The following is an 11019-nucleotide window of genomic DNA, read 5'->3' on the forward strand; positions in this document are numbered from 1 at the left end:
TATGTTAAAAATTGCTGATCACACGTTTAACTCCCGCTTATTTTGTGGCACAGGCAAGTTTGCCAACAGTCAAACTATGCTAGATGCCTTACACGCTTCTGGCTCTGAATTGGTAACGCTGGCGATGAAACGCATCGACAGGCACAGCCACACCGACAATCTCATGCTGCCACTGCAAAAAACAGGCATTAAATTATTGCCGAATACCTCAGGTGCCAGAACCGCCAAAGAAGCGCTATTTGCCGCTGAGCTTGGTCGTGAAATGTTTGCCACCAATTGGGTGAAATTAGAAATACACCCAGACCCAAAGTACCTATTACCTGATCCAATCGAGACCTTAATTGCAGCTGAAGCGCTAGTTAAAAAAGGCTTTGTGGTATTGCCCTATGTACACGCAGACCCTGTATTATGCCGCCGACTTGAAGCCCTAGGTTGCGCGGCAGTCATGCCCCTCGCTAGTCCTATTGGCAGCAATCAAGGCTTAGTCACCAAAGCTTTTTTACAGATCATCATCGAGCAATCAACGGTTCCGGTCGTCATTGATGCCGGTATCGGCTGCCCATCCGATGCCACCGCAGCGATGGAGTTAGGCGCTGATGCTGTACTGGTCAATACCGCCATTGCTTCAAGTCGTTCGCCGCAGCAAATGGCTCAGTGTTTTAAACAAGCGGTTGAAACCGGCAGAATGGCCTATGAAGCAGGTTTAGGTCAGGTGTACCAATATGCCCAACACACTAGTCCGCTAACAGGTTTTTTACGGGAAAATCAGGAGCATCAAGGAGGACTCAATGCACTTTGATAGCGTTTTTGCAAAGCTTGACCAAGTGGATCTGCGCCTCGCACTTTATGCCACCACACCTGCTCAAGTGGAGCAAGCATTACATAATCCGGCAGGCAATATTCAGGCACTTATGGCCTTGCTGTCGCCAGCGGCCCAACCCTACCTAGAGACCATGGCTCAGCGTGCGTCACAACTGACCCAACAGCGCTTTGGACACACCATTAACCTGTTTATTCCGCTATATTTGTCCAACTTATGCGCTAACGAATGTGACTATTGCGGCTTCACCATGAGTAATAAAATCAAGCGAAAAGTTTTGAATTTAAATGAGATAAACAAAGAGATCGACATATTAAAACGCAACAAGTTTGATTCTGTGCTGTTAGTGGCTGGCGAACATGAAAGCAAGGTCGGCATTGACTATTTTTGCCAAGTTCTGCCCACAATTAAGCAACACTTTAGTCAGGTAAATATGGAAGTACAGCCACTTTCGAGTCAGGACTACGCAAGTTTGCAACTGCTTGGTTTAGACGGCGTCATGTTGTACCAGGAAACATACAACCAAGTGACTTATGCTCAACATCATACCCGCGGTAAAAAACAAGACTTTAGCTACCGGCTCACAAGTCCCGACAGGCTTGGCGAGTTGGGTATAGACAAAATTGGCTTAGGGGTTTTACTCGGTTTAGATGACTGGCGACTTGATGCATTGATGATGGGCTATCATCTTCAACATTTAGAAAACCGCTATTGGCGCAGTAAATTAAGTATCTCTTTACCGCGCTTACGGCCCTGTGTGGGCGGCATTCAACCAAAGTCTGTGCTAAGTGATAGCGGCTTAGTGCAGCTTATTTGTGCTTTTAGGCTATTTAACGCTCACCTTGAGATCAGCTTATCGACTCGAGAAAGTGCCCCCATGCGCAACCATCTCATTCCCCTTGGGATCACGCATATGAGTGCAGGCAGTTCAACTCAACCGGGCGGTTATGCCAACCCAAGCAAGGCACTTGAGCAGTTTGAAATAAGTGATGAACGCTCAGTACAAGAGATAAGTAGTATGTTGAGCCAAAGAGGCTATCAAGCAATATTTAAGGATTGGGAAAGGGACTGGCATTAAAACGCCAGCCCTTATTACTTATGGCGCGAGTAAGTTTTCAAACAGTTGTTGATGACGCATCACCTGTTTTTCTTTACGTAAACGGCGCGAGGTAACAATGGCATCGAGCTCAGCCAATGCGGCTTCAAATTCATCGTTAACCACAATGTAATCAAATTCATGGTAGTGAGAAATTTCAGCCACCGCTTGTTGCATGCGTTTATCGATAACGTCTGCAGAATCTTGGCCGCGGTCAGTGAGGCGGCGCAACAGTTCTTGTTGAGAAGGCGGCGCGACAAAAATAGTCGCGGTGTCAGGAATTTGCGCTTTAACTTGTCGAGCACCTTGCCAGTCAATATCTAAAAATACATCGATACCTTGACGTAAAGTATGTTCGATCACGATTTTAGAAGTGCCGTAGTAGTTGCCAAAAACTTCGGCCCATTCAAAAAACGCATCTTGTTTGATCAGTGCTTGGAATTCTTCACGGCTGACAAAGTGGTAGTGCTCACCGTTTATTTCACCTGGCCGAGGGGCACGCGTAGTGTGTGATACCGATACTTGCATGGCATTATTATGCAAGCCTGTTTCACTATGCTTTTGTAATAAGGCTTTGATTAAGCTAGATTTTCCAGCACCTGATGGCGCTGCTAATATAAATAAATTACCTAAGGTGTGGGCCATAATATGTTAGTTTCAATAAATAAAGTGTCGGCGGTAAGTTGCAATGTTAGCATAATGTCGCCAGATCCATAGCGGGTGTCTCCAAATGTTGGATAACATCTGCCCTTAGCAATAATCAGGAATGCTTATGAACGAAAGCCAATATCATCAGATGGTAGACGATCTGTTGATCGATATTGAAGAAATGTTAGACGACTGCGGTGCCGATATTGATTATGAATCTGCGAGCAGTATTCTAACCATGATTTTTACCAACGGCAGTAAAATTATTATCAATAAACAGCCGCCTTTACTGCAATTATGGGTTGCCACTAAATTCAACGGCCATCACTTTAATTTTAAAGATGGATTGTGGATTGATGAACGTACCGGCCTTGAGTTTTGGTCATTTTTAGATGACGCAGCCAGTAAACAAGCGGGACAACCCGTTACCTTTAATAGAGCATAACGAGAGAATTAAATGAGCGAACACGTGCTAGATTTTGTCGAAGTAAACCCTACAAATCCACCCAAAGCCCTAGTTATTTGGTTACATGGCCTAGGTGACTCCGGTAATGGTTTTGCGCCAATTGTGCCAGAACTGATGATACCTGAAGAGTTGGCTGTTCGTTTTATTTTTCCTCATGCACCAGTACGCCCTGTTACCATCAACAACGGCATGAAAATGCGCGCATGGTATGACATTACCAGTCTCGATTTTAATAATCGCGCAGATAGTAAGGGCGTTTTAGAATCGTCTGCCTTAGTCGAGCAATTGATTGACGCTGAGATAGCCAAAGGCATTCCAGCCGATAAAATCGTTTTAGCTGGATTTTCTCAAGGCGGCGTCATTGCATTGCATTTGGGCACTCGAATTGAGAAAAAACTGGCTGGCATCATGTCACTTTCAAGCTACATGAGTGAGCCTGAAAAGCTTGCCGCTGAGGCCAAACAAACCAACAAATCAACGCCTATTTTTATTGGTCACGGGCAACATGATGACGTTGTTCCAATGATAATGGGTAACGCTGCTCGCCAAGTACTAGAGGGTAACCAGTATGCTGTTGAGTGGCATGAATATCAGATGCAGCACAATGTGTGTATGCAAGAGCTCAACGACATATCAGCTTGGTTACAACAACGCTTTGCATAAGGGCGACTCGCGCCAGTAGAGAAGGGCGTTATCGATGTATCGAGGCAGGCAGGCGATAAGGTATGATTACCCAAGTCGAATTTCAACTAGCCAAACCTGAGGATGCGGCTCATTTAAGTGCCCTCGCACTGCGCTCAAAAGGTTACTGGGGCTATGATCAGCAGTTTATTGAGCGGTGTCGCTCCGAACTCACTTATTTGCCAGAGCACATTGCCTCTGGCAGCTATACCTTTATTAAAGCCTTAGATTATCATCATCACCAAATACTGGGGTTTTATGTCTTGGCGCACTCAAAAACAACGACAGTAGAACTTGAAGCCTTGTTTGTTGAACCAAGCGCTATTGGTCAAGGAATTGGTGGACAACTTATCAACCTCGCTAAACAAACCGCCACGCAGCAGGGTTATACAAGCATGCTTATTCAGGGCGATCCAAACGCCAGCGATTTTTATATAAAATTTGGAGCCAAGCTACAGGGTAAAAAGCCCTCGGGTAGCATACCAGGACGATTTTTGCCCACTTTTCTTTTACCCCTTAATAAACAAAGGCAGTGGTAATAAAGACATTTGTAAAAAATCCATCTATAACTATTAGCGTGCGAAAAATTATGACGTATGTACAGAACAATAATTAAGGGAAAGATGTGTTGCTGAAATTTAGTGTCGTTTTGGCCAAGTTGTCATTTTATAGTTGTTTGCTTATTTTTCTTTGCGCCTTTGGTGTTGCGGCCCAGCAGGTAAAAAACTTAGTTATCGGTGTCGAAGATATCGCTTATTATCCTTATTTTGATTACACCGGCAGCGACACATCGTTAAGCAAAACGATTCTTGATAAGTTTGCTGCTGACAGCGGTTACACCCTCACTTATGTTGCCCTACCCGTGAAAAAGTTTTCTAAGTGGTTATACGAAAACGACATTGATTTTAAGTACCCTGACAATAAACGCTGGCATCAACCATCTGCTACTGAACACAACGCAGAATATTACAGCGACCCTATGTTTTTCTTACGTGCCGGTACGGTTGTGCTCCTAGAAAACTCAGATAAACCGAAGACTTACTTCCATAGCTTGGGCATGATCAGTGGATTCGACCCCACCCTATGGAGAGAAGAAATAATCAAAGGCGAAGTGAGTATTCTTGATGATTCGAGCACTAAGGTATTGATTAAACACTTGGTGAATGGTTTGGTCGATGGCATTGATGTGGATATAGCGGTGGCCAATTATTATCTCAACACCTTAGGCCTAAACCACGCACTGACTTACAGTAACACTTTGCCTCAAGACCTATTTAGCCATCAATTATCAACCATAAAATACCCAGAAATTATCGAGCAATTTAACCAGTGGTTAAACGCAAACCACGCATTTATCCAAGCCAACTTACAACAGTTTAACATTCCAAAAGAAGAGCCTGTTCGCCCTTGTGCGCAATTATGCCCATAATGTTGGTAGCTAAGCGTAAATTAGCCTTAACTTTGCACCGGCTTTTGGTAAACTTTGCTCCAGATTTTAAATGCGCTAAAGCCTAAAAAGGCATTGATTCAGCCATTCTTCGCCCTACAAGGACAATAATGACACACCGTGTAATTCGTATCGCCACCCGCAAAAGTGCCCTCGCCCTCTGGCAAGCTGAATATGTAAAAGCCAAACTAGAAGCCACACATACCGGTATTAGCGTAGAGTTAGTCCCTATGAGTACTCAAGGCGATAAAATTCTCGACACCCCTTTAGCTAAAATTGGTGGTAAAGGTTTATTTATCAAAGAGCTAGAAATTGCCATGGCTGAAGGCCGTGCAGATATTGCCGTGCACTCTATGAAAGATGTTCCGGTTGAGTTTCCTAGCGGGTTTGGATTACATGCGATTTGTGAGCGTGAAAACCCTTTTGACGCTTTTGTATCAAATCAATTTTCAGAACTGAGCGAGTTACCGCTCAATGCCACTGTAGGAACGTCGAGTTTACGCCGTCAGTGCCAATTACGAAAAATGCGCCCCGATTTAATCATAAAAGACTTACGCGGCAACGTTAATACCCGATTAGCCAAGCTAGATGCCGGTGAATACGATGCCATTATATTAGCAGCAGCGGGCTTAATTCGTCTCGAGATGCATGACCGCATCAAACAACAAATTCCGCCAGAGATAAGCTTACCGGCAGTAGGACAAGGTGCTGTGGGTATTGAGTGTCGCAATGATGATGAAGAGCTTATTGCCTTACTTTCCCCGCTAAATCACCTTGAAACAGCGACCCGAGTCATTGCCGAACGGGCCATGAACGCAAGATTAAACGGTGGTTGCCAAGTGCCAATTGGTAGCTTTGCAGAAATTGACAACGGTACAATTCGATTACGCGGCTTAGTTGGCTCTCCCGATGGACAAACACTGTTACAAGCAAGTGCCAGCGCGCCAGTAGCTGAGGCAGTAAGCTTAGGCACACAAATCGCAGAAAGCTTATTGTCACAAGGTGCAGCTAAAATATTAGACGCCTTACACCAATCAAATTAGCTGTGAGTTTTTTAATTTTTCGTCCACAAGCCAAGTGCGTAAGCAGTGCGCAAGCCTTTGCCAATGAGGGCCTAAATGCGGTTGCTTGCGGACTGATTGATACCGAACTTGATGAACAAGCCTTAGCCGCTTTGCCGCACCATATTGCACAGTTAAGTACACAGTCACTGGTTATCGTCACCAGTACCGTGGCCGCTGAGCAATGTGTATTATTTAAGTCCATGTGGCCGTCTCAGGTACAATTTTTTGCTGTGGGGCAAAGTACCGCTGACATACTTAATCAGGCGGGACTGACTGCCATTGTGCCAACAGAAGCCCGTTCTGAGGGTTTATTAGCCCTACCAATGCTCAATGATGTAGCTGATAAAACAGTTATTATTATAAAAGGTTTTGGCGGCAGAGAGTTGTTAGCAGACACATTGACCCTACGCGGCGCAAAGGTAAGAGAATGGGCATTATATAAAAGAGTCGCCTTAGCTAAGCCCTTTTGCACTCGCCAATGGCATCACGAACAAATACAATGCATTATTGCCACCAGCGGTGAAGTGATTGCAGCCGCATTTAATCACTATGCAGCGAGCTGGCTACAGACTAAACTTTGGATCGTTGTCAGTGAGCGAACCGCAGATATTGCGTACCAGTTTGGCATAACGCAAGTACAAATAAGTGACAGTGCTAGTGACCAAGCGCTCATTAAAAGTGCCAAGGCTGCATCTCATCGCCCATAGGCGATGGCTAAAATTTTATGGAGTAATGAATGGCAGATAATCAAGACAAGCTGAGTCCCAAAGACCAAAAAATGTTGGAAGACTTAGAAAAACAACTCAGCAAAACAGCGTCAGTAAGTCAGTCAACGGCATCTACCAAAAAACCAACTGGGATGGGCGACCAAGCGCCGCCAAAACAACCAACTATGAATACCCCTAAAACAGAATCACAGCCTGTGGCAGCGAAAGCAAAAACCGGTTTTTTATGGTTTTTTACGCTTCTTAATTTATTACTGCTGACTGGTGTTATCGTCGCAGCTTATTGGGGCTGGCTGCAATGGCAAAACCAAACAGAAGCGCAACAACAATTTGTCGCTCTACAAGAAAGCAGTTTAGCCAAACAACAAGCTGAAATTCAAAAATCCATTGCCGCTAATCAGTTGGTACAAAGTGACTGGCAGCAGCAGAGCCAAGCTGAGCAAGAACGCTTAAATGTGATGGCCAGTGCCATTGAGCAAAATAGCCAACAAGCTGCTAGCACTCTGAATAAAGTCAATGAAATTGCTGGTCGTCGACCGGCAGATTGGTTACTTGCCGAAGCCAATTATTTACTCAACATGGCGGGACGTAAATTGTGGTTAGAACATGACGTTGCCACCTCATTACTGATGCTACAAGCCGCCGATGGCCGTTTACAAGATATGAACGACACCAGCCTATTGATGGTTCGAGAAAAACTCGCTGCTGATATGCATACCTTGCAACAACTGAATCCTCTGTCGACGACCAACTTAGCACTCGAAATCAGTGGCTTGAGCAAACAAGTGGCCAGTTTACCCCTCACCTTCTTTCAAAAACCTGAAGATCTAGAAGCAAGTTCAGACATCGTCACTGATGACAACGACTGGTACACGAACTTGGTCAATAGTATTAGCCAAGTGTTAAAAGGATTTTTCAGCGTCAAAAAAATCACCACAGAAGTCAAACCCTTCATGTCTGAGCAGCAACAGTGGTTGGTCAAAGAGCAGCTTAAATTTACCTTAGTCAGCGCTCAAACAGCATTATTACAACAACAGTCTGTGGTATTTGAAGACCAATTAAACAACGCTTTACGTTTAGTTAATGAACATTTTGATACCACTCAAAGCAATGTGATGCAGTTTACTGAAAGCCTCCAGCGTTTGCGTAGCAGCGAAGTAGAGCAAACTTATCCGCAACAATTTACCGCCAGTAATGCACTACAAGATATTATTAATGATCGCTTAGGCAACCGTTTCACTAACGGGAATAATTGATTATGAAGAGCTTCATTCGAATCTGTATGATATTTGTCATCTTGTTAATTATGCTAGTTGTCAGCGCCATGATATTCGACGATCGTGGTTACGTGTTTATTGAGTTTAATGGCTATGCCATTGAGATGAACGTTATGTCACTGGCGATCTCATTGATACTGGTATTTATTACTCTGCTGTTATTTAATTGGATAATAAATCTCAGTTTTAATGCCACCTCGACTTCACGTGCTTGGTTTGGCAATTTTGGTTCTCGTAAAAAACAAAAAGCGTTTAGAAGTGGTTTACTTGCTATGGCAGAAAATGACTACCCGCAAGCCAGAAATGCTTTTGCCAAAATTGAAAATGACGATTTTGACGGCATCAATTTATTAGCTGCCGCCCAAGTTGAACTTCAACTAGGCGAACCACAAAAAGCCAAAGCCTTGTGGCACAAAGCGGCAGCAATTAGCAGCTCGTCACTTGCTGCCAATCAATGCTTGCTCCGCGACGCCTTGCAACAAGGACAGCCCGACAATGCGCTCGAATTAATTGCCAACCTGCCAGAAAAACAGCGTAACCAAGCCCTTATTATTAAACTATGGGCGCAAGCGCTCGCTGAAGCCGGTAAGTGGCAAGTATTAAAAGATAAATTGCCCAGCTGGAAAAAATCCCTTGGCCCTGATTACGACTTAATGATGCAACAGGCCAGCAAGGGCCAATTTGCCGAAATTGCTAGCAAAGAAGGCGGCACTAAATTAATTGAAAATTGGCTCGCTTCGTCACGCTCGGTGCGTAAAGACCCCGCTCAGCAAGCCGCTTATATTCAACAACTTATCGATCAAGGCATGCACAGCGAGGCAGAAAAAGCCTTAGTCGAATACCAAAAATCAGCACCTCACGCTCTGCTGATCCCCTTATTCAAACAAATTAAGTTACCCAACCCAAATGGAGCCCTGAAAAAACTCGAAGGCTGGCTTAAATATGACGAAAATAACGTTGAATTGCTATCAACCTTGGGACATGTGGCCTACCACGCTAACGATTTAATTCTGGCGGAAAAGGTCCTCAGTAAAGCCATCAAACTAGGCCATAAACAAGAAGACTTACGTTTAATGGCAACGATAAAAGAAGCCCAGCAAGATAACTTGCAAGCACTGGCATTGTTTAAACAAAGCATGGCACAACCTGGTGCGTAATAAAAAGCAAAATCAAATGCGTCACATGATACAAAAGGCGGGATGCTTATTAGGCTTCTCGCTGTTGTTTTCTGCTCAAACGTTGTCGAAACCAACTGCTTCCGACAGTCTAAGCGCACCCGCATTTGAAGTGGTGGTCTTAGGTGATAGTGGCGGCATTGAAGATGGTAATTTAAGCGCCTTTTTACTGCGCTCACTTACAGAAACTCACTACATTGCCTTAGATGCAGGTACCTTGGTAAACGGCATTAATGAAGGCCTAAAACAAGGCGCATTCTCTGACTTAGCCCTATATGATGACGCGAATTGGCAGCCTGCAGGTAACATCTTACGCCACCATGTTAAGGCTTATTTACTTAGCCATGCCCACCTAGATCATGTCAATGGAATGCTTGTGGCCTCACCTGAAGACAGCGCTAAAAATATCTATGCCTTGGCCTCAGTCAACGCCATGATTGGTGAGACCTATTTTAATGGCAAAGCCTGGGCCAATTTCAGTGACCGTGGCATTCCTCCTTTATTAAACAAATATCACATCGTAGACCTACCACCAGAACAAGCCATTGACATCGAAGGCACTCAATTAAAAGTCACCGCTTTTAGCTTGAGCCATCCTGTTGAATCAAGCGCCTTCGTGATCGAACACGCTAACGATTTATTTGTTTATTTTGGTGATACCGGCCCAGACATTGTAGAAAAGCAAGGCAAACTCGATGCTATTTGGACTTATCTAGCCAAGCAAGTTACACACAAAAGATTACGCGGCATCATTATTGAAACGTCCTTTGAAAATGAACGCCCGCACAATCTGCTGTTTGGTCACCTCACCCCTGAATTACTCATGCAAGAATTACATCATCTCGCCCAAAAAGTCGGTGGTGATAAACCTTTACGTGATTTAAAAGTACTGATCAGCCACATCAAATACACCATGGCCAGCGGCACTAGCCCGAGAACAAAGATCAAACAACAGCTGGATGACGCTAATGATTTAGGTTTAGAAATCATTATTCCGCAGCAAGGTCAAAAGCTGCTGTTTTAAAGCGTATTTTGTATAGCAGCAAGTTCACGACCCATGGGAAGCAAGACAATATTCGTGTAAAGAAGTAATAGTTGGCAAAAAACCAATAGCAATGCACTACAAAGTGAATAACGCCACAACACAAAGCCTTGAATCGACGGAATAGTAAAATAACAGTGGAAATCAGCGCCGTTTTCATTAGAATCAGCGCTCGCAAAAAACCTCAGGGTTTTTAGCTAACTATCAAAATGCACCCGTAGCTCAGCTGGATAGAGCGCTGCCCTCCGGAGGTAACGGGCGTTTTGTGTGGTATCATCCGAGGACAACGGCCAAATTGTTCACAAAACTAATGATGCACTCGTAGCTCAGCTGGATAGAGCGTCGCCCTCCGGAGGCGAAGGTCGTGAGTTCGAATCTCGCCGAGTGCGCCAAACTATTGATTTGTAATGTTATTTTTAAAATAGCAATTCCCCCTATAACTCAAAACCAATTTATCTCGCCACATACACAATGACCGTTGCTCTTTGTGACCAAATTCAGCGAAGTTTCAAGCCCGTGTCCACACCGTGTCCAAATAATTTATATACTTTTTCCTCAGCCCTCCATTTTAAATAACT

At 44.2% G+C, this 11019-nt stretch carries 12 protein-coding genes and 1 tRNA gene; 12 read left to right on the top strand and 1 reads right to left on the bottom strand.

The features are described 5' to 3' along the window. Position 1: 1 nt before the first annotated feature. Together NWQ57_RS04165 and thiH are read left to right on the top strand one after the other, a co-directional pair. Positions 2-799 carry a thiazole synthase gene (locus NWQ57_RS04165; protein WP_306020838.1) on the top strand — a complete coding sequence of 266 codons (798 nt, stop codon included), beginning with the start codon at positions 2-4 and terminating at the stop codon, positions 797-799. Further along, a complete protein-coding gene (gene thiH, locus NWQ57_RS04170; RefSeq protein WP_306020839.1) occupies positions 789-1898 on the top strand; it encodes a 2-iminoacetate synthase ThiH in 1110 nt (369 codons plus the stop codon). Before NWQ57_RS04165 ends, thiH begins: the two co-directional genes overlap by 11 nt. Before the next feature lie 18 nt (positions 1899-1916). On the opposite strand, the gene gmk is transcribed toward thiH, so the two are convergent. Next, entirely contained in the window at positions 1917-2561 is a 645-nt protein-coding gene (gmk, locus tag NWQ57_RS04175) for a guanylate kinase (RefSeq protein WP_306020841.1), read from the bottom strand. A 127-nt stretch (positions 2562-2688) separates the two neighbouring features. Here gmk and cyaY point away from each other — a divergent pair, with 127 nt between their 5' ends. From cyaY to NWQ57_RS04225, 10 genes are all read left to right on the top strand, one after another. After that, positions 2689-3009: an iron donor protein CyaY gene (gene cyaY, locus NWQ57_RS04180; RefSeq protein WP_306020843.1), complete on the top strand. Its 321-nt coding sequence runs from the start codon at positions 2689-2691 to the stop codon at positions 3007-3009. A 12-nt stretch (positions 3010-3021) separates the two neighbouring features. Then, positions 3022-3693 carry an alpha/beta hydrolase gene (locus tag NWQ57_RS04185; RefSeq protein WP_306020844.1) on the top strand — a complete coding sequence of 224 codons (672 nt, stop codon included), beginning with the start codon at positions 3022-3024 and terminating at the stop codon, positions 3691-3693. A gap of 62 nt (positions 3694-3755) precedes the next feature. Further along, a complete protein-coding gene (locus tag NWQ57_RS04190) occupies positions 3756-4250 on the top strand; it encodes a GNAT family N-acetyltransferase (protein ID WP_306020845.1) in 495 nt (164 codons plus the stop codon). Positions 4251-4336: 86 nt separating this feature from the next. Then, positions 4337-5140, top strand: a complete 804-nt coding sequence (locus NWQ57_RS04195) for a hypothetical protein (RefSeq protein ID WP_306020847.1) — start codon at positions 4337-4339, stop codon at positions 5138-5140. Positions 5141-5268: 128 nt separating this feature from the next. After that, on the top strand, positions 5269-6201 hold the full coding sequence (gene hemC, locus NWQ57_RS04200; protein ID WP_306020848.1) for a hydroxymethylbilane synthase: 933 nt from the start codon (positions 5269-5271) through the stop codon (positions 6199-6201). A 2-nt stretch (positions 6202-6203) separates the two neighbouring features. Beyond that, positions 6204-6929 (top strand): uroporphyrinogen-III synthase, encoded by a 726-nt coding sequence (locus NWQ57_RS04205; RefSeq protein WP_306020849.1) that lies wholly within the window; start codon positions 6204-6206, stop codon positions 6927-6929. A 29-nt stretch (positions 6930-6958) separates the two neighbouring features. Further along, positions 6959-8203, top strand: coding sequence for a uroporphyrinogen-III C-methyltransferase (locus NWQ57_RS04210; protein ID WP_306020850.1), 1245 nt, complete (start codon positions 6959-6961; stop codon positions 8201-8203). Positions 8204-8205: 2 nt separating this feature from the next. Beyond that, entirely contained in the window at positions 8206-9381 is a 1176-nt protein-coding gene (locus tag NWQ57_RS04215; protein ID WP_306020852.1) for a heme biosynthesis HemY N-terminal domain-containing protein, read from the top strand. Between the two features lie 16 nt (positions 9382-9397). After that, on the top strand, positions 9398-10423 hold the full coding sequence (locus NWQ57_RS04220) for an MBL fold metallo-hydrolase (RefSeq protein ID WP_306020854.1): 1026 nt from the start codon (positions 9398-9400) through the stop codon (positions 10421-10423). A gap of 333 nt (positions 10424-10756) precedes the next feature. Further along, a tRNA-Arg gene (locus NWQ57_RS04225) sits at positions 10757-10833 on the top strand. Positions 10834-11019 lie beyond the last annotated feature (186 nt).

It is taken from the genome of Paraglaciecola sp., from assembly GCF_030730205.1.
In the GTDB taxonomy this organism is placed as follows: domain Bacteria; phylum Pseudomonadota; class Gammaproteobacteria; order Enterobacterales; family Alteromonadaceae; genus Paraglaciecola.

Coding starts and splice junctions, on each gene's coding strand:
- NWQ57_RS04165 (WP_306020838.1), top strand. CDS start 2: ATGTTAAAAATTGCTGATCACACGTTTAACTCCCGCTTATTTTGTGGC.
- thiH (WP_306020839.1), top strand. CDS start 789: ATGCACTTTGATAGCGTTTTTGCAAAGCTTGACCAAGTGGATCTGCGC.
- gmk (WP_306020841.1), bottom strand. CDS start 2,561: ATGGCCCACACCTTAGGTAATTTATTTATATTAGCAGCGCCATCAGGT.
- cyaY (WP_306020843.1), top strand. CDS start 2,689: ATGAACGAAAGCCAATATCATCAGATGGTAGACGATCTGTTGATCGAT.
- NWQ57_RS04185 (WP_306020844.1), top strand. CDS start 3,022: ATGAGCGAACACGTGCTAGATTTTGTCGAAGTAAACCCTACAAATCCA.
- NWQ57_RS04190 (WP_306020845.1), top strand. CDS start 3,756: ATGATTACCCAAGTCGAATTTCAACTAGCCAAACCTGAGGATGCGGCT.
- hemC (WP_306020848.1), top strand. CDS start 5,269: ATGACACACCGTGTAATTCGTATCGCCACCCGCAAAAGTGCCCTCGCC.
- NWQ57_RS04210 (WP_306020850.1), top strand. CDS start 6,959: ATGGCAGATAATCAAGACAAGCTGAGTCCCAAAGACCAAAAAATGTTG.
- NWQ57_RS04215 (WP_306020852.1), top strand. CDS start 8,206: ATGAAGAGCTTCATTCGAATCTGTATGATATTTGTCATCTTGTTAATT.
- NWQ57_RS04220 (WP_306020854.1), top strand. CDS start 9,398: ATGCGTCACATGATACAAAAGGCGGGATGCTTATTAGGCTTCTCGCTG.